At 70.0% G+C, this 18,523-nt stretch carries 18 protein-coding genes; 11 read left to right on the top strand and 7 right to left on the bottom strand.

Annotated features, from left to right (window positions below):
* Positions 1-28: 28 nt before the first annotated feature.
* Positions 29-1,042, top strand: a complete 1,014-nt coding sequence (locus ACYVBN_RS05040) for an acetamidase/formamidase family protein (protein ID WP_460599552.1) — start codon at positions 29-31, stop codon at positions 1,040-1,042.
* A gap of 11 nt (positions 1,043-1,053) precedes the next feature.
* Here the strand turns inward: ACYVBN_RS05040 and ACYVBN_RS05045 are convergent, their stop codons facing one another.
* From ACYVBN_RS05045 to lpdA, 3 genes are all read right to left on the bottom strand, one after another.
* A complete protein-coding gene (locus ACYVBN_RS05045; protein WP_460599553.1) occupies positions 1,054-1,953 on the bottom strand; it encodes an epimerase in 900 nt (299 codons plus the stop codon).
* Positions 1,954-2,037: 84 nt separating this feature from the next.
* Positions 2,038-3,885 carry a 2-oxo acid dehydrogenase subunit E2 gene (gene sucB, locus ACYVBN_RS05050; RefSeq protein ID WP_460599554.1) on the bottom strand — a complete coding sequence of 616 codons (1,848 nt, stop codon included), beginning with the start codon at positions 3,883-3,885 and terminating at the stop codon, positions 2,038-2,040.
* A gap of 135 nt (positions 3,886-4,020) precedes the next feature.
* Entirely contained in the window at positions 4,021-5,403 is a 1,383-nt protein-coding gene (lpdA, locus tag ACYVBN_RS05055; protein ID WP_460599555.1) for a dihydrolipoyl dehydrogenase, read from the bottom strand.
* Positions 5,404-5,600: 197 nt separating this feature from the next.
* On the opposite strand from lpdA, the gene ACYVBN_RS05060 reads away from it, so the two are divergent.
* Entirely contained in the window at positions 5,601-5,780 is a 180-nt protein-coding gene (locus tag ACYVBN_RS05060; protein ID WP_440281847.1) for a DUF5302 domain-containing protein, read from the top strand.
* A gap of 183 nt (positions 5,781-5,963) precedes the next feature.
* On the opposite strand, the gene ACYVBN_RS05065 is transcribed toward ACYVBN_RS05060, so the two are convergent.
* Complete coding sequence (locus tag ACYVBN_RS05065; protein WP_460599556.1) at positions 5,964-7,466, bottom strand: leucyl aminopeptidase family protein; 1,503 nt, start codon at positions 7,464-7,466, stop codon at positions 5,964-5,966.
* Positions 7,467-7,578: 112 nt separating this feature from the next.
* Between ACYVBN_RS05065 and gcvT the strand changes: the two genes are divergently transcribed.
* Positions 7,579-8,682 carry a glycine cleavage system aminomethyltransferase GcvT gene (gcvT, locus tag ACYVBN_RS05070; protein ID WP_460599557.1) on the top strand — a complete coding sequence of 368 codons (1,104 nt, stop codon included), beginning with the start codon at positions 7,579-7,581 and terminating at the stop codon, positions 8,680-8,682.
* A gap of 7 nt (positions 8,683-8,689) precedes the next feature.
* On the opposite strand, the gene ACYVBN_RS05075 is transcribed toward gcvT, so the two are convergent.
* Positions 8,690-9,361 (bottom strand): response regulator, encoded by a 672-nt coding sequence (locus tag ACYVBN_RS05075; protein WP_460599558.1) that lies wholly within the window; start codon positions 9,359-9,361, stop codon positions 8,690-8,692.
* The gene (locus ACYVBN_RS05080; RefSeq protein WP_460599559.1) at positions 9,348-10,550 is read right to left on the bottom strand and encodes a sensor histidine kinase; all 1,203 of its coding nucleotides are present in this window, start codon (positions 10,548-10,550) and stop codon (positions 9,348-9,350) included. The genes ACYVBN_RS05075 and ACYVBN_RS05080 overlap by 14 nt, the downstream gene beginning before the upstream one ends.
* Before the next feature lie 132 nt (positions 10,551-10,682).
* On the opposite strand from ACYVBN_RS05080, the gene ACYVBN_RS05085 reads away from it, so the two are divergent.
* The 3 genes from ACYVBN_RS05085 to ACYVBN_RS05095 all read left to right on the top strand — a co-directional run bounded on the left by ACYVBN_RS05085 (position 10,683) and on the right by ACYVBN_RS05095 (position 12,733).
* The gene (locus ACYVBN_RS05085) at positions 10,683-11,582 is read left to right on the top strand and encodes an ABC transporter ATP-binding protein (RefSeq protein WP_460599560.1); all 900 of its coding nucleotides are present in this window, start codon (positions 10,683-10,685) and stop codon (positions 11,580-11,582) included.
* Positions 11,579-12,403 (top strand): ABC-2 transporter permease, encoded by an 825-nt coding sequence (locus ACYVBN_RS05090; RefSeq protein WP_460599561.1) that lies wholly within the window; start codon positions 11,579-11,581, stop codon positions 12,401-12,403. The genes ACYVBN_RS05085 and ACYVBN_RS05090 overlap by 4 nt, the downstream gene beginning before the upstream one ends.
* A gap of 114 nt (positions 12,404-12,517) precedes the next feature.
* On the top strand, positions 12,518-12,733 hold the full coding sequence (locus tag ACYVBN_RS05095) for a hypothetical protein (protein ID WP_440282205.1): 216 nt from the start codon (positions 12,518-12,520) through the stop codon (positions 12,731-12,733).
* Positions 12,734-12,791: 58 nt separating this feature from the next.
* Here the strand turns inward: ACYVBN_RS05095 and ACYVBN_RS05100 are convergent, their stop codons facing one another.
* Entirely contained in the window at positions 12,792-13,424 is a 633-nt protein-coding gene (locus ACYVBN_RS05100) for a DUF3043 domain-containing protein (RefSeq protein ID WP_460599562.1), read from the bottom strand.
* Positions 13,425-13,503: 79 nt separating this feature from the next.
* Here ACYVBN_RS05100 and ACYVBN_RS05105 point away from each other — a divergent pair, with 79 nt between their 5' ends.
* The 5 genes from ACYVBN_RS05105 to ACYVBN_RS05125 are packed head-to-tail and all read left to right on the top strand — an operon-like array spanning position 13,504 to position 18,511.
* On the top strand, positions 13,504-14,874 hold the full coding sequence (locus ACYVBN_RS05105; protein ID WP_460599563.1) for a dipeptidase: 1,371 nt from the start codon (positions 13,504-13,506) through the stop codon (positions 14,872-14,874).
* Positions 14,867-15,751, top strand: coding sequence for a nucleotidyltransferase domain-containing protein (locus ACYVBN_RS05110; protein ID WP_460599564.1), 885 nt, complete (start codon positions 14,867-14,869; stop codon positions 15,749-15,751). The genes ACYVBN_RS05105 and ACYVBN_RS05110 overlap by 8 nt, the downstream gene beginning before the upstream one ends.
* A gap of 9 nt (positions 15,752-15,760) precedes the next feature.
* On the top strand, positions 15,761-16,792 hold the full coding sequence (locus ACYVBN_RS05115) for a glutathione S-transferase family protein (protein WP_460599565.1): 1,032 nt from the start codon (positions 15,761-15,763) through the stop codon (positions 16,790-16,792).
* Between the two features lie 21 nt (positions 16,793-16,813).
* Entirely contained in the window at positions 16,814-17,788 is a 975-nt protein-coding gene (locus ACYVBN_RS05120; RefSeq protein ID WP_460599566.1) for a nucleoside hydrolase, read from the top strand.
* A gap of 27 nt (positions 17,789-17,815) precedes the next feature.
* Positions 17,816-18,511: a M50 family metallopeptidase gene (locus ACYVBN_RS05125; RefSeq protein WP_460599567.1), complete on the top strand. Its 696-nt coding sequence runs from the start codon at positions 17,816-17,818 to the stop codon at positions 18,509-18,511.
* Positions 18,512-18,523 lie beyond the last annotated feature (12 nt).

Here is an 18,523-nt window from a genome sequence, read left to right on the forward strand (position 1 = left end):
TACCGCCGCGGGATGCTGGGAGGCACACATGGAGATCGTCCGCCACGAGGTCGACAAGGACGCCGACCCGGAGGGACTGGTCTACACCTTCGGCGGTGCCGAGGCGGTGCGGACGATCCGGCCGGGCACGGTGGTGTCGACGTGGACCGCGGACTGCTACGGCGGCCGTGTACGCAGCGTCGACGACATGGCCTCGCAGGTCATGGACACCCGGTTCATCAACCCGCAGACCGGGCCCTTCCACATCGAGGGCGCCGAACCGGGCGACACGATCGCGGTGCACTTCTGCTCGATCACCCCGAGCGTAGACTGGGGTGTGTCCACCACGATCCCGCTCTTCGGGGCGCTGACCGCGACACCGTTCACCGCGATGCTGCACGAGCCGTTGCCCGAACGCACCTGGATCTACGACCTCGATGTGTCCGCCGGGTTGGTGCGCTACCGGGCACTGGACTCCGACCTGACGATCGACCTGCCGATGGAGCCGATGCACGGCACGGTCGGCGTGGCGCCGCCGTTGGGTGAAGTTCGCTCGGCGCTGACTCCCGGCTCCTGGGGAGGCAACATGGACACCCCCGAGATGCGTGGCGGCACTACGTGTTTCCTCGGTGTCAACGTCCCCGGTGCGTTGCTGAGTCTCGGCGACGGCCACGCGCGACAGGGCGAGGGCGAGACGTGCGGTGTCGCCGTCGAGACCGCGATGGACACCACGTTCGTGGTCGAGCTGATCAAGGGCGTCGCCACGCCGTGGCCGCGGCTGGAGGACGACGCGCACATCATGTCGACCGGGTCGACGCGACCGCTGGAGGACGCGTTCCGCATCAGCCACGCCGACCTGGTGCACTGGATCGGCGGTGAGCTCGGCCTGTCGGCGATGGACGCCTACCAGCTCGTCTCGCAGACGGCGCTCACCCCGGTGGCCAACGTCTGCGACGACAACTACACGGTGGTCGGAAAGGTCGCCAAGGCGCACCTACCCGGTTTCACCGCGTACGCCGGGGTGCACGACCGATTGCGTGCGGTGGCTGCGTCGCTCGGCTGAGCGCGATCTGGTCAGGCGTGGCCGGCGGCATACCGCATGGCCGCGTCGATGGTGCTGTGGGTCCACTCGAACCCGCTGTGCTGCAGCACCTTCGGCGCCATACGCGTGCTGGCGAGGACGTCGCCGGCGAACTCGCCGAGCACCACTCGCAAACCGATGGCCGGTGCGGGCAAGAACGCCGGACGGCGCAGTTCGCGGCCGAGCGCCCGCATGGCGTCACGCTGCCGGACCGCGGCGGCGGCCGGCGCTGCGAGATTGACCGGACCCACGATCTCGGGGTGGTCGATCAGGTGCACCAGGGCACGCACCTCGTCGGTGAGCGAGATCCAGGACCACCACTGCCGGCCGTTGCCGAGTGGGCCGGCGAGCCCCAGTCTGGCCAGCGGCAGCACCCGCCCCATCAGCCCGCCGCGGGGTGCGAGCACCAGGCCGGTGCGGGCGAACGCCACCGGGATCCCGGCCGCCGCAGCCGGTGCTGTGGCCGACTCCCACGCGGTGACCAGATCCGGCAGGAACCCGCTGCCCGGTGACGACTCCTCGTCGACGGTCTCCTCGCCCCGGTCGCCGTAGACACCCATCGCCGAGCCGTTGACCAGCCGCACCGGCTCCGGCAGCCGGGTCAGTGCATCGACGACCGTGGTCGTACTGTCCACCCGGGAGTCACGCAGCGTCCGTTTGTATGCCGCCGTCCACCGCTTGTCGCCGATGCCCGCACCGGCGAGATTGACGACCGCCGACACACCGTCCAACGCCGCAGGATCGAGTCGTCCGGCAGCCGGGTCCCATTGCACTTCGTGCGGACCCCGTGCCGGCCGCCGCACCAGCTGGATGACGTCGTCTCCCCGCGCGGTGAGCGCGCGGGACAGTGCCGTGCCGATCAGCCCGGACGAGCCGGTGATGGCGATACGCATGCGTTGCCTCCAGTCCGTGTTCTCCGGCTATGCCGACCGTGTGCCATACCGCACGGTCGGCATAGCCGAAGTCACTACAAAACCTCAGACCTCGAAGGCACCCTCTTCGAGGCGTTCCTTCATCGCCACCAGGAACCGCGCGGCGTCGGCGCCGTCGACGATCCGGTGGTCGTAGGACAGCGCCAGGTAGACCATCGACCGGATCGCGATCGTCTCGCCACCGTCAGCATCGGTCACGACGACGGGCCGCTTGACGACCGTGCCGGTGCCCAGGATGCCGACCTGCGGCTGGTTGATGATGGGCGTGTCGAAGAGCGCACCACGGCTGCCGGTGTTGGTCAGCGTGAACGTGCCACCGCCCAACTCGTCCGGGGTGACCTTGCCCAGACGGGTCCGCTCGGCCAGGTCGGCGATCTTGCGGGACAACCCGGCGATGTTGAGGTCACCGGCATCCCGGATGACCGGCACCATCAGGCCGCGCTCGGTGTCCACGGCGATGCCGAGGTTCTCCTGCGGGTGGTAGACGATCGAGTCGCCCTCGACACTGGCATTGACCTGCGGGTAGGCCTTGAGCGCCTCGACCGCGGCCAGCGCGAAGAACGGCATGAAGCTGAGCTTGACGCCCTCGCGCTGCTCGAACGCCGCCTTGCTGCGCGCCCGCAGCCGAGCGACCTTGGTGACGTCGACCTCGACCACCGTGGTCAGCTGGGCCGACACCTGCAACGACTCCACCATGCGTGAGGCGATGAGCTTGCGCATCCGGGTCATCTTCTCGGTGGTGCCGCGCTTGGCGGAAACCTCCGGCACCGCAGCGGGCTTGGCCGATGCAGGCGATGCCGCCGCCGGCGCGGCGGGCGCTGCCGGGGCGGCTGCGGGCTCCGGCTCGGCCGGCTTCGCCGCCTCGAGCACGTCCTGCTTGCGGATGCGGCCACCGACACCGGTGCCCTGGACCGATGACAGGTCGACGCCGTGCTCGGCGGCCAGCTTGCGCACCAGCGGCGTGACGTATGACGCCGGTTCACGGTCGCCCGAACCAGTGGACGCGGCCTGTGCCGCCGGCGCCGACTGCTGCGGCTTGGGCGCCACCTGCTTCGGTGTCTCCTGCTTCGGTGTCTCCTGCTTCGGTGCCTCCTGCTTCGGTGCCTCCTGCTTCGGTGCCTCCTGCTTCGGTGCCTCCTGCTTCGGTGCCTCCTGCTTCGGTGCCTCCTGCTTCGGTGCCTCCTGCTCGGGGGCCTCGTCCTGGGGCGCCTCCTGCTGCGGGGCCGGTGCCCCGCCACCGGACACTTCACCGCCGACGACGGCCAGGTCCGCCCCGACCGGGACGGTCTCGTCCTCCTGCACCAGGATCTTGGTCAGCTTGCCGGCGACCGGGGACGGCACCTCGGTGTCGACCTTGTCCGTGGAGACCTCGAGCAGCGGCTCGTCGACCTCGACGTCGTCGCCCTCGGCCTTCAGCCACCGCGTGATCGTGCCCTCGGTGACCGACTCACCCAGCGCCGGCATGGTGATCTTCTCGCCGCCGCTGACGTCGCCACCGGACGACGCGGGCGCCGCTGCGGACCCGGATGCCTGCGCGGACTCCGAGGAGTCCGCCGACCCGGACGCAGCCTCCGCCTTCGGCTCGGCTGTCGGCTCGGGCTGCTCGGCGGGCGCGGCCTGATCGCCGGAACCGGAGTCACCGGACGGCGCAGCGGCACCGTCGCCGATGACCGCCAGGTCGGCTCCCACCGGGACGGTCTCGTCCTCCTCCACGAGCACCTCCTGCAAGGTGCCGGCGACGGGAGAGGGGATCTCGGTGTCGACCTTGTCGGTGGACACCTCCAGCAGCGGTTCGTCGACCGCGACCTCCTCGCCGACCTGCTTGAGCCATCGAGTCACGGTGCCCTCTGTCACCGACTCGCCGAGTGCGGGCATTGTCACGCGTTCAGACATGAACTCAAGTCTCCTTGATCTTGGGGCAGATGTGCAGTGAGGCTTGTTCTGCGTTGGCGATGCGAGTCGCAAGCTCCCTGCAACGCCAACGCATCCTAAGCCTCCTGTGCTTGTTCAGAATCAACTTCGGTTATCTCACGCATGTGCGTGCAAAGGCTTCCCGGCCAGCGCCAGGTGCGCCTCGCCGAGTGCTTCGTTCTGGGTGGGGTGGGCATGGATCATCGATGCGACGTCGTCGGGGAGCGCTTCCCAGCCGACGATGAGCTGGGCCTCGCCGACCTGCTCGCCCATCCGGGCGCCGATCATGTGCACCCCGACGACCGTGCCGGTGTCCCCGGCGCGTACGACCTTCACGAAACCCTGCGTCTGCAGGATCTGGCTCTTGCCGTTGCCGCCGAGGTTGTAGTCGTACGTCGTGGTGGAGTCGCCGTGCTTCTCGCGCGCCGCCGCCTCGGTCAGGCCGACCGAGGCGATCTCCGGGTCGCAGTAGGTGACCCGCGGTATGCCGGACTCCTCAATCGGGGTGGGCTCCTTGCCGGCGATGTCCTCGGCCACGAAGATGCCCTGCGCGAAGCCGCGGTGCGCCAACTGCAGGCCCGGCACGATGTCGCCGACGGCATACACGCCGGGCACGCCGGTCCGGCAACGCTCGTCGGTGATCACGAACCCGCGGTCGACGGTGACGCCGGCCTCGGCGTATCCGAGGTCGTCGGTGACCGGTCCGCGCCCGACCGCGACCAGCAGCAGGTCGGCGGTGAGCGTCTCACCGGACTCCAGGGTGACGGTCACCTCGTCGCCCTCCTGCGTCGCCGACGTGAGCTTGGCACCGGTCAGGGCCTTGATCTTGCGCTTCTTGAAGGCGCGCTCCAGTTGCTTGGAGATCGCTTCGTCCTCGGCGGCGACCAGCCGGGGGAGTGCCTCGACGATCGTCACTTCGGAGCCGAATGACGAGAAGACGGAGGCGAATTCGACACCGATGACGCCCCCGCCGAGCACGATGACCCGCGACGGGACGTCCTCGAGGCCGAGTGCCTGGTCGCTGGTGACGATCCGGCCGCCGATCTCGACGCCGGGCAGCGTCTTGGCGTAGGAGCCGGTGGCGAGCACGATGTTCTTGCCGGTGAGCACCCGGTCGCCGACCGTGACGGTGCTCGGTGAGCTGAGCCGTCCGGTGCCTTCGACGAACGTGATGTCGTGCGACTTCACCAGCCCCTGCAGGCCCTTGTAGAGCCGACCGATGACACCGTCCTTGTAGCGGTGCACGCCGCTCATGTCGACCGACTCGAAGGTCGTCCTGACGCCGAACTTCGCGCCGTCACGGGCGCTGTCGGCGATCTCGGCCGCGTGCAGCAGCGCCTTGGTCGGGATGCAGCCGCGGTGCAGGCAGGTGCCCCCGACCTTGTCCTTCTCGACCAGCGCGACGCGCAGGCCCAACTCGGCCGCCCGGAAGGCGCAGGCGTAACCACCGCTGCCCCCACCGAGGATCACCAGGTCGAAGTCGTCGGCAGGTGCCGTCATACTCGGAACGCTCCCTTGCGTCTCGCGATGAATGTCGCTGACACCCTGGCGAAGGTGTCAGCGCCATCTTGGCACCTGCCCCCGCGCGGCGCCGCAGCGGTATGACGAGAGCGCGAAACCCGCGCGAATATGTGGTGGCGGCCACACCTCTCGCCTGCAAGAGTGAGGGCACCACCAAGTGCAAGGAGGCCCTTTCCATGACCGACAAGCACGGACCCAGTGATGAGATGAAGCGGAAGTTCCGCGAGGCGCTGGACAAGAAACACGCACACGGCGGCACCGACGTCTCCGACAAGTCGGCGCACAGCAAAGTGCACGGCGCACATGACGCCGAGACCAGCGCCACCCAGCAGATGTTCCGCCGCAAGTCGGGGTAGTCCTTCGACTCGACTCCTCGCGACAGCAGAGGGACGCCCCACGAGCAAGCTCGTGGGGCGTCCCTCTGCTGTCGGTCGTCGTCTCCTCTGGCGTCCGCTTGTCGTGCGCGAAGGTGGCTCTTGCCTGTCGCCGCTGGACGACTTGCGGTCTCCTGGCCGTCCGCCGGTCGGCTGACGCCCCGGTCAGCTGCGGGACTGCGCCAGCTGCACCAGGGTGCGCACGCCGTACCCGGAGGCGCCCTTGCCGACATACCCGTAGGCGTCGTCGGTGGAGTATGCCGGCCCGGCGATGTCCAGGTGCGCCCACGGCAGCGGTGACCCGTCGGCGTCCTCGCCGACGAAGTCCTGCAGGAACAGCGCGGCGACGATCATCCCGCCCTGGCGCGCGCCGGTGTGCTTGGTGTCGGCGACCAGCGACTTCATGCCCGAGCGCAGGTGCTGCAGCAGCGGAATCGGCCACAGGTCCTCGCCCGCGTCGGCGGCTGCCGCCACGACCTCGTCGCGGGCGGCGTCGACGTTGCCGAGCACCGCGGCGGTCCGGGTGCCGAGCGAGAGCACCGCGGCGCCGGTCAGGGTCGCGACGTCGATCAGCAGGTCCGGCTCCTGCCGGGAGGCCAGCGCGAGCCCGTCAGCCATCACCAGCCGGCCCTCGGCATCGGTGTTGATGACCTCGACCGTCCGGCCGTTCGGCATGGTCAGCACGTCGCCGGGGCGCTGCGCGTCCGAGCCGGTGAGGTTCTCGGCGAGGCAGAGGTAGGTCGTCACGGCCACCGGCAGGCCGAGTTCGGCGATCGCGGCGGTGGCGGCGGCCACCGCTGCCGCGCCGGCCATGTCGCACTTCATGGTGATCATGCCCTCGGCGGGCTTGATGCACAGGCCACCGGAATCGAAGGTGATGCCCTTGCCCACGAACGCCAGGTGCGACTTCGCACGGGCCGGCTCGTAGCTGAGCACGACCATCCGCGGCGGACGGGCCGAGCCGCGACCGACGCCGATCAGCCCGCCGCACGACTCCTTCGCCAGCGCCTTCTCGTCGAGGATCTTGACCTTCACCTTGCTGCCGGCGAAGTGCTCCTTCACCGCGGCCGCGAACGACTCGGGGTAGAGGTCCAGCGGGGGAGTGTTGACCAGGTCCTGCGCCCAGGCGCGCTCGTCCGCCACGACCTGGGCCTGCTGGACGCCGGCCTTGACGGCCTTGTCCTTGGCCAGCGAGGTCAGCACGGTGATCTTGGCGACGGCCTTACCGCCCGCGCCGTTCGACTTGTATGACGTGAAGGCGTACGACCCGAAGAGCGCGCCCTCGGCGACCGCGGTGACCTGTGTTGGACTGCCGGCCGGGAATGCCACGGTGATCGTCTCGGCCTTGCCGGACAGTGCGCGCACGGCGGCACCAGCGGCGCGGCGCAGCGCCTCGGCATCGTCATCGGTCGGTGTTCCGGCCAGACCCGAACCGGTCACCACGACCTGGCCGGCGACGCCGGGGACCCCGGCCAGCTTGATGACCTCGTCGGCGGCGCCGCTGGCCGAGAGCGTCAGCAGGCCGGCGTCCAGGTGCTCCCTGGTCTCGGCGGCGAGCGCCGGTGTGGCGGCGACCTGCGCGTGCTCGCCGTCCTGGACCGCGAGCACGACCAGTGCATCGCTCTTGCTCTTGGCGACCAACTGGTCGGCAACGTTCAGCCTCGGCACGACTTCTTCTTCTCCTGACGGTGGGGTGGATGGCACGACGGGACGACCCGGTGCGACTCGATGGTGGGACTCCGGCGACGATACGCCCTCGTCAGGGCGCTAGCGTGCCGGTATGACCGAGCAGCTCAAGACTTCCCCCTTGCACGATCGCCACGTCGCACTCGGTGCGAAGCTGGCTGACTTCGGTGGCTGGCAGATGCCGATCGAATACCCCGGCGGTGGTGTGCTGCGCGAGCACACCGCGGTCCGTGAGCGGGTCGGCATCTTCGACGTGTCGCACCTGGGCAAGGCCCTGGTGCAGGGCCCGGGCGCCGCCGACTTCGTCAACCGCTGCTTCACCAACGATCTGCGCAAAGTGGCGCCGCCGAAGGCGCAGTACACGATGTGCCTCGACGAGGAGACGGCCGGCGTCGTCGACGACCTGATCCAGTACCTGCGGTCGGACGACGAGGTCTTCCTGGTCCCGAACGCCGCGAACACCGCCGAAGTGGTCCGCCGGATGCAGCAGCAGGCGCCGGACGGCCTGGAGATCACCGACCAGCACAGCGACTACGGCATCATCGCGGTGCAGGGCCCGAAGGCTCCGGAGGTCGTCGCGGCGCTCGGGCTGCCCACCGACCTGGACTACATGTCCTTCGGTGTGGCGCAGTGGGAGGGGCGCGAGGTCATCGTGCTGCGCTCCGGTTACACCGGCGAGAAGGGTTTCGAGCTGGTGCCGCGCTGGGCGGACACCCCGGCCCTGTGGGACGCGCTCGTCGAGGCCATGCAGCCGTATGACGGTCTCCCGTGCGGGCTCGGCGCCCGGGACACGCTCCGCACGGAGATGGGTTATCCGTTGCACGGCAACGAACTGTCGATGCAGATCACCCCGAACATGGCCCGCGCCGGCTGGGCGGTGGGGCGCAGCAAGGACGCCTTCTGGGGCAAGGAGGCGCTCGCCGCGCAGAAGGAGGCCGGCGGCTACCGGCTGACCTGGGGGTTGAAGGCGACCGGCCGGGGCATCCCGCGGGCGCACTGCGAGGTGAAGGACTCCGAGGGCGCGGTGATCGGTGAGGTGACGTCGGGCACCATGTCGCCCACGCTGAAGGTCGGCATCGCCATCGCGCTGATGGACCGCGGCACCAAGGAGGGCGACGAGGTCGTCATCGACGTGCGCGGCCGGGAGCTTCCCGCCGTCGTCGTCAAGCCGCCGTTCGTCCAGACCCAGGTCGACTGAGCGGGACTCAGTCCAGGCCGGCGTCGTGCACCACGATGGCGACCTGGACCCGGTTGTCGGCGTCGAGTTTGGTCAGCACCCGCGACACGTGGGCCTTCACGGTCGGCACACTCATGTAGAGCTGCCGGCCGATGTCGGCGTTCGACAGGCCACGCCCGACCAGTTCGGCGACCTCGCGTTCGCGTTCGGTCAGGGCGGCGAGGCGACGACGGGCGGCGTCATACCCGTCCGTCGCGCCGGCCGTGACCTTCTCGACCAGTTGCCGGGTGACGCTGGGGGACAGGATCGGATCCCCGGCGACCACGGACCGGACGGCGTCCACCAGCCGCTCGGGCGGGGTGTCCTTGAGCAGGAAACCGCTGGCGCCGGCACGCAGCGCCTGCACGATCAGGTCGTCGGAGTCGAACGTGGTCAGCACGATCACGTGCGGCGGATCCGGTTGCCGGACAATGGTGCTGGTCGCTTCGATGCCGTCGGTGCCCGGCATCCGGATGTCCATCAGGACGACGTCCGGGCGCTGCGCCCGCGCCACGGCCACACCGGCGGCGCCATCGGCCGGGTCATCGCTCAGCACGTCGATGTCCGGTGCCCCGCGCAGGATGAGCCGTAGCCCGGCGCGCACGAGCGCGTCGTCGTCGACCAGCAGGACCCGGATCGGCGGCGCGTCAGGAGTCGTCACGGGGCCACGGTAGCCGGGCTCGTACGACGAAGTCGTCCGCGCGGTCACGGCTGGCCGTCAGCTCTCCGCCGACCAGTTCGGCGCGTTCGGTGGCCCCCACCAGTCCCAGGCCCGAGTCCGGCATGTCGCCGGTCACGAACCGGCTGTCCGGGCCCGGCACACCGTTGCGCATGGTGAGCCGCAGGTCGTCGCCGTCCCGGCACAGCAGGATGGAGAGTGGTTGCCCGGGCGCGTGCTTACGGCGGTTGGTCAGCCCCTCCTGCACGATCCGGTAGGCGTTGCGCGAGGTGAGTTCGGTCAACCCGCCGAGGTCGTCGGGCATGGTGAGTTGGACCGGCCCGTCGCTGGATTCGAGGCCGGCGACCAAGGCCGGCAGATCACCGAGCGTGGGCTGTGGCGCGTCGGGGCGGTGCGACGCCGTCATCGGGTCGCGCAGCACGCCGAGCACCTCGCGCAGCTCGGTCAGTGCCGCGTACGCGTTGTCCCGGATGATCGCCGTCGACTCACGCAGCTCGTCCGGCGAAAGGTTCGAGCGGTAGGTGAGCGCCCCGGAGTGCATCGCCACCAAGGAGATCCGGTGGGCCAGCACGTCATGCATCTCTCGCGCGATGCGGGCTCGTTCGGCAACCCGCGCCTGCTCGACCCGCAGGTGCTGGCGGTCCTCGGCGACCGCGAGCTGGCTGCGCAGGTTGTCCACCAGTACGCGTCGTGCACCGATCGCCCACCCGATGGCGACGCACAGTGCGACGGCGAGCGCGCCGATCACCGTGTCGGTGATCCACTCGCTGAAACCGTCGTGCGCGTCGGTGTAGAAGAACAACTGGGAGACGTATCCCGCCACCAGTGCCTCGAGGCAGCACACGAGCGTCGGGCGCCACCGGCGGTGCACTGCCAGGGAGATCAGCGCGATGCACGAGGATGCTGCCGCGACGACGGAGAGCGCGGACAGCGCGGTCACCACGAAGCAGATGCCGAACGGCCACCGGCGACGCCACAGCTGCAGCACGAGGGCAACCACGCCGAGCGCGAGGTCGGCCGCGATCCAGGGGCCCGGGTCGCGGTATCCCCTTGCGCCGCCTGCGATCTGGGCTGCGAGCAGCAGACCCCCGAGCGCAGCCGCCGCGAGCTCGCGCCATACCTCACCCCAGACGTGGCGGCGACGGCTGGTGCCGGGCAGGGCGAGGGTCACGCCGTCAGCGTAGAGCGCCGGCGGACCGGGCCGGCAGAGCCGTCGGTCGCGCGAACGCCATACCAAAGTAGGAGGCAGGTTCCATCCAGCGGCCGATGTGCGGCACCCATCGCGCCGTGCATGGTGGGGACCATGATCGAAGTGGAGAACCTCACCCGCCGCTACGGCTCGTATGCCGCGGTCGACGACGTGTCCTTCTCGGTGCACCCGGGGACGGTCACCGGCTTCCTCGGCCCGAACGGCGCCGGCAAGTCGACCTGCATGCGGATGATCTGCGGACTGACCCCGCCCACCAGTGGCGTGGCGACCGTGCTCGGCAAGCCGTATGCCGCCCTGGGCAACCCCGGCCGGCAGGTGGGTGTGCTGCTCGACGCCGCTGCACAGCACACCGGCCGGACCGGACGGGAGATCCTCACCCTCGGCGCGATCATGATGGGCCTGGACCGGCGCCGTGTCGACGAGATGCTCGAACTCGTCGGACTGACACCGGCCGAGTCGCGTCGCCGGCTGCGCAACTACTCGCTCGGTATGCGCCAGCGGCTCGGCATCGCGCACGCGTTGCTGGGCGACCCGCGGGTGCTGATCCTCGATGAGCCGGCCAACGGGCTCGACCCGGCCGGCATCCGGTGGATGCGCAGTCTGCTGCGCGGCTTCGCCGACGAGGGCGGCACCGTGCTGCTGTCGTCCCACCTGTTGCACGAGATCGAAGTGGTCGCGGACGACCTCGTCGTCATCGGCCGGGGGAAGATCGTCGCCAGCGGCTCGAAGGCGGAACTCATGTCCGACGCGGGGACCACGGTCCGCAGCGACGACGACGCGCGCCTGGCAACCGCCTTGGAGGTCGGCGGTTTCCAGGCGACGCCGCTGAACGGAGGCGGCATCCACACCGATGCGGCACCACGTGCGGTGGGCGCGCTGGCGCTGGAGCAGCAGATCGTGCTCGTCGAACTGCGCGAGGCCGGGTCGGCCGGCCTGGAGGAGATGTTCCTGCAGCTCACGGCGGGCGACGCCCGGGAAGGAGTCGCGGCATGAACACCCGGCCGGACACGACAACCGAGGAACGGGCCGACCGCGCCGCTCCGGCACCACCCCGACCGGCCGCGGCCACGCCCGGCATACCGTTCGGGCGGCTGGTCTCGCTGGAACTGCGCAAGTTGTGCGACACCCGTGCCGGGCGGGTGCTGGTGCTGGTGGTGGCCGCGCTGGTCGTCGGCGTCTCGCTGATCGGTGTCTTCAGCGGCAGCCCGGGCGAGGACAAGAACCTGAGCGATTTCCTCGCGCTGGCGTCGCTGCCGCTGCAGATGGTGCTGCCGCTGCTCGGGGTGCTGGCAGTGACCGCCGAGTGGTCGCAGCGCACCGGACTGGTGACGTTCACGCTGGAACCCCGCCGCGCGCGGGTCGCCTACGCCAAGTGGGCGGCCGGCCTGATCCTCGGGCTGGCGGGCGTGGTACTCGCCCTGATCAGCGCAGTCGCGTTCACCGCGCTGACCGGCGCGCTGCGCGGCGGCGACCAGTCATGGAGTCTCGGTTGGCAGATCATCCTCGGTGTCATCGTCGGGCAGCTGCTCTACATGTCGATCGGTGTCGCCTTCGGAATGCTGCTCCGGAACACGCCGGGCGCGATCGTGGCGTTCCTGATCCTGCCGACGCTCTGGTCGATCCTCGGCAGCTTCTCGTGGTCGGAGTCGGTGGCGAAATGGGCGGACACCAATCGGACCATGTCACCGCTGTATGACGGCACGATGCACGGCGATGACTGGCCGAAGCTGATCGTGTCGTTGCTGATCTGGCTGGCGCTGCCGATGATCGTCGGCATCTGGCGGATGACGCACAGCGAGGTCAAGTCCGCGTAACCGGAGCCGCCCGGTCGGTCACCGGGTCCGCGAAACCCACTGCACTCGGGGGTGCAGTGGGTTTCGCGTGTTCCGGCGGCGACGGTGTCAGCGGTGGTGACTAGGGTTCCGGCCATGAACGATGGCTGGCGGTGGACCTATGAGGACGCACACGGAAGCGCAGTCCGTGGAGTGGAGCTGGTGACCACCGGCTTCCCGACGCAGAGCGACGCCGAGAGCTGGCTCGGTGAGCAGTGGCGCGCGTTGTTCAGTGTGGGCGTGAGCGCGGTGACGCTGCATCACGGTGAGACACGGGTCTACGGTCCGATGCTGCTGACGGCCGGGGGATAGCCCAACCTCGCGGGTCGAGCCATCGCCCGGCGCCGCCGGGTGAGCACTCTCCGGTAGCTCAGATCTTGTCGCCGCGCTTGACGCGCGGCATCGGCCGACGGCCGGCGCGCAACTGGAACGCCCGCATCACCGCGTACGACGCGGTGCCGCGCGGGGGCTCGGTGTGGAAGCGCTCGCGGATCTGTGCCTTGATCCGGCGCACCATCAGGTAGGCGTCGATGATGCCGAGGATGACGACCATCCACACCAGGAAGAACGCCACCATCTGCAGTGACCGGTTGGGCAGCACGGTCAGCACCAGCACGACGAGCATCAGCGGCAGCAGGATCTCGCCGAAGTTGCGCCGCGAGTCGACGTAGTCGCGGATGAACCCCTTGACCGGGCCCTTGTCCCGAGGAGGCAGGGCCTTCTCGTCACCGCGCGCGAAGGCCTCGCGCTGCTCGACGCGCTGCTTGCGGGCATCCTCCCGGGACTGACGCTTGGCGGCCTTGCGGTCCACCGGCACCAGCGGCTTGCGACGAGCCGCCTCCTGCTCCTTGCGGGACGGAGTCGGCCGGCCCTTCTTCGGCGTCACCGCGGAGTGCGTGGGGACCTCCTTGTCGAGCTTGTCGAGCTTGTCGCGCTTTTCCAGGCCCACGGACGTCTGCGTGGTCACGTCGGAGTCTGCTGGGGTCTTGTTGCGGCCGAACACGTGGCACAGTCTACGGGTGCGCAGGCCGTGCCCGACGACGCGGCACGGCCGGTGGATGCGGACCCGATAGCGTGGCGGTGTGACCGACAACCCCACTTCGCCGGACCCGTCCGACCTGACCGCGACCGTGCGGGCACTGATGCCGGGGGTGCGCGCCGACCTGGAGGCGCTCACCCGCATCCCGAGCGTGTCCCTCGACTCCTTCGACCCATCGCACGTGGACGACAGCGCCGAGGCTGTGGCGCAGTTGCTGCGCGACGAAGGGCTCGAGGTGGAGATCGTGCGCGAGGGCGGCCGTCCCGCCGTCATCGGCCGGCTCGCCGCGCCGGAGGGTGCCCCCACCATCACGCTCTACGCGCACCACGACGTCCAGCCGCCGGGGCGGGACACGGACTGGGACACCGCGCCGTTCGAGCCGACCGAACGCGACGGGCGGCTCTACGGCCGCGGCGCCGCCGACGACAAGGCCGGCGTGATGGCGCACGTCGCGGCGCTGCGCGCCCACGGCGGTCGTCCGCCGTGCGGTGTCAACGTCTTCGTCGAGGGCGAGGAGGAGGTCGGTTCCGACTCGCTGGCGACGATCCTGGAACGTCACGGCGACAAGCTCGCGGCGGACGCCATCGTGCTGGCCGACTCCTCCAACTGGAAGATCGGCGTGCCTGCGCTGACCACTTCGCTGCGGGGGATGATCCGGGTCGTGATCTCGGTGCGCACCCTCGACCACAGCGTGCACTCGGGCATGTTCGGCGGCCCCGTACCGGACGCGCTGACCGCGCTGACCCGTCTGCTGGCGTCGCTGCACGACGAGAAGGGCGACGTCGCGGTCGCCGGTCTGGTCAGTGGTGACGCCGCCGACCTGGACTTCGACGAGGCACGGCTGCGTGAGGAGAGCGGTCTGCTCGACGGTGTGCAGGTGATCGGCACCGGCTCGTTCCTGTCCCAGTTGTGGACCCGGCCGGCGATCACCACCATCGGCATCGACGCTCCGGCCGTCGACGTGGCCTCCAACACCCTGGTGCCCAGCGCCCGCGCGAAGGTCTCGATGCGGATCGCACCCTCGGAGGACCCGCGGACGGCATACGACCTGCTGCGCAAGCATCTGATGGACAACGTGCCGTGGGGTGCGCGTGTCGAGGTCACCCTCGACGACGAGGGTGCCGGATTCGACGCGGACGCCGACGGACCGATCTACACGGCGGCACGTTCCTCGTTCCAGGACGCGTGGGACGGCACCGAACCGGTCGACATCGGTGTCGGCGGATCGATCCCGTTCGTGGCGGCGTTCGCCGAGAAGTTCCCCGATGCGGCCATCCTGGTCACCGGCGTGGAGGACCCCGACACCCGCGCCCACGGCGCCAACGAGAGCCTGCACCTCGGTGAGTTCGAGCGGGTCTGCCTGGCCGAGGCGTTGTTGTTGCAACGACTTCCCGGGGCGACGTCGGTTGAGTAGCCCGGGGGAGCACAGCGGAGGAGGGCGTATCGAAACCACCTCTCTCCCGGCGGAAGCAGCGCGGGCCATCGCCCCGCTGCCCGAGGGGTATGCCGAGATCCTCGACCACACCGTCGCGACGCTCAGCGCCGACGGGCGTGTCGAGGCGCTCTGGCTCAGCGGGTCGCTGGGCCGGGGAGTGGCCGACGCCGGCAGCGACCTGGACCTGGTCGTGACCGTCGCGGACGACTCCCGCGACGACTTCGTCACCTCGGCGGCGACGACCTGGGCGTTCCTCGACCCGGTCATCAGCCACGAGATGCCCGGACTGCCCGGAAGTTTCGTGCTGACCACTGCGGACGGATTGCGGGTCGATGCCGTGCTCGAAGCGACGTCTGACATCGCCGAGACGCCATACCGTCATCGGGTGCCGGTCTTCGATCGTCGACACGATGCGTCGCCGCTGCCGACCGTCGTGGATGCCCAGCGAGGGCCGGATGCGCAGCGCATGGAGGCGATCGCGCTCGAGTTCGCGCGGCAGCTGGCGATCTTCCCGGACGCGGTGGTGGCTCGGCACGACTGGCTGCTCGGGCAGGAGGCGGTGCACAACTACCGGCGCGTCCTCTACGAGCTGTATGTCGAGTCCAACCAACCGCTGCCGCCGATGGGCGTGAAGCAGTGGTCGGCGAAACTGACTGCGGCGCAACGCGATCGACTCGCATCCCTGCAGGTGCCTGCGGCTGACGAGAGGTCGGTGGTCGCCGCGATGCAGCAGGTGCAGCGGGTCATCCGGGCCGAGGGGCGAACGATCGTCGAAGTCGCCGGCGCCACCTGGCCGGAGGATGCTGTGCGAGCCGGGCTCGCCCGGTGGCAGGCACGTGGAGTCGACGCCGGGTAACGTCGAGACATGGCACAGGGCAGCTACGTCGAACCGACCTTCGAGCGCGACACGCGCTACATCAACGACCGCATCACGCGCGACAGCGAGCAGTGGCCGGTCCAGCCCGGTCGCTACCGACTCGTCGCCGCGCGGGCGTGTCCGTGGGCCAGCCGGGCCATCATGGTGCGCCGGCTGCTCGGCCTGGAGGACGCGATCTCGCTCGGCCTGTGCGGCCCGACACACGACTCCGACAGCTGGACCTTCGACCTGGACGAGGGCGGCCTCGACCCGGTGTTGCAGATCCCACGGCTGAAGGATGCCTACGACAAGCGCTTCCCGGGCTACCCACGCGGCATCACCGTCCCGGCGATGGTCGACGTGCCCAGCGGGGCAGTGGTCACCAACGACTTCGCCCAGATGACGCTGGACTTCGCGACCGAATGGACGCAATACCAGCGCGAGGGTGCACCCGACCTGTGGCCGGAGGCGCTGCGCGAGGAGATGGCGCCGGTGATGCAGCGCATCTACACCGAGGTCAACAACGGCGTCTACCGGTGCGGCTTCGCCGGCACCCAGGAGGCGTATGACGCGGCATACGACCGCCTCTTCACGGCGCTGGACTGGCTCGAGGAGCGTCTCACGGGACAGCGCTACCTGATGGGGGAGCAGCTCACCTGCGCCGACGTGCGCCTGTTCACGACGCTGGTCCGCTTCGATCCCGTCTACCACGGCCACTTCAAGTGCAACCGGCAGAAACTGGACGAGTTCGACGCACTCTGGGCCTACGCGCGGGACCTGTTCCAGACGCCGGGCTTCGGCGACACCGTCGACTTCGTGCAGATCAAGCACCACTACTACGAGGTGCACCGGGACGTGAACCCGACCGGCATCGTGCCGGCCGGTCCCGACCTGACCAACTGGATGGAGCCGCACGACCGGGCATCCCTCGGTGGTTCGCCGTTCGGAGACGGCACACCACCTGGCCCGATCGCACCGGCCGAACGCGTGCCCGAGGCCAACAACCCGGCGATCGGCCCGGACGGTCTGCTGCGGCACTGACGCCGGCGCTACCGTCGTCCCATGCGGAGCATCCCTGTCGTCATGGACGTGGACACCGGCGTCGACGACGCATGCGCACTGTTGCTGGCCGCCTTGCACCCGGCGATCGACCTGCGTGCCGTCACCTGCGTCGGCGGCAACACCGACGTCGATCAGGTCACCCGCAACACGCTGGCAGTGCTCGAGATCGCCGGCCGTGGCGACGTCGTGGTCGGCCGCGGCGCGGAGCGACCGTTGATCGAGCGGGCCGTCCACGCCCGGCACGTCCACGGAGACGACGGCATGGGGGACCTGGGCTGGGCGCGATCCACACGTGACCCGGACCCGCGTCATGCGGTGGAGCTGTTGCGGGATGTTCTCACCGGCTCGCCCGAACCAGTCACCCTGGTGCCCACCGCGCCGATGACCAACATCGCGCTGCTGGCCCGGACCTACCCCGCGGCGCTGCGCCGACTGGAACGGATCGTCTTCATGGGCGGCGCCGCACAGCGCGGCAATGCCACGGCGTCGGCGGAGTTCAACGTCTTCCACGATCCCGAGGCGACGGCGATCGTGCTCGAGGCGGCGGCCGATGCCGGCATCCCGGTGACGATGTACGGCCTCGACGTCTTCTACGACCCCACGGTGACACGTGACGAGGCCCGCAGCCTGATCGCTGCCGGCGGCGACGCGGCACGGCTCGCCGGCGAACTGGTCGCGTTCCAGTGCGACCGCTTCGGATCCGAGCAGGCCACCATCGGTGACGCGGGTGCGGTGTGCGCCGTCATCGACCCGGAAGGGATCGGCACCACGCCGCTGCCGGTGCGGGTCGAACTGGCCGGCACCTGGTCCCGGGGCCGCACGATCGTCGATGTGCGGGACTGGACCGGCGACCTGGCACACGATCCGCACGGCCGGGCCGACGCCGTCATCGACGTCGCCCTGGAGGTCGATGGCCGCCGGTATGCCGACCTGTGGCTGGACACCGTGCGCCCCGGTGCTTCCGCCACGGTGTGATTCCGTGATGTCAGTCGTTCGGTCGTCATGAACGATTGGTGGCAGCGGGTGACCGCGATGACACCGGCACCGGACCTGCGGGTCACGTGGGCGCTGGCGGTGCTCGCGCTCGCCTGCATCGCCTGGGCTCCGGTATGGCGCCTCAGCCGGCACCTCGTCACGGTCGTCCACGAGGGCGCGCACGGGCTGGTCGCCCTGCTCGCCGGACGCCGCCTGGCCGGCATACGGCTGCACTCGGACAGCTCCGGCCTCACCGTCTCCAAGGGACGCCCCACCGGCGTCGGGATGGTGCTGACCCTCCTCGCCGGGTATGTCGGGCCGGCCGTCCTCGGGCTGCTGGTGACGCTGGGCGTGCACCGGGGTCACGCGATCGGCACGCTCTGGCTGCTGCTGGTCGCGCTCGCCCTGCTCCTGCTGCAGATCCGCAATCTCTACGGACTCTGGGTCGTGCTGGCCAGCGGCGTGGCCCTCTTCGCCGTGACCCGCTGGCTCGGCCCGACGGCGCAGACCGCGGTCGCACAGCTGATCGGCTGGTTCCTGCTGCTGGCCGGGCCGTGGTCGCTCGTCGACCTGCAACGCAGCCGCCGGGCCGGCACGGCACGGCGGTCCGACCCCGATCAGCTCGCCCGCATCACCGGCGTCTCCGGTGCACTCTGGTGGTCCCTGATGCTGCTGGTGTCACTCGGGGCGCTCGCGGCAGGTGCTCGCCTCCTGCTCGGCTGACCCCGACCCGCG

The organism is Flexivirga lutea, assembly GCF_054778955.1.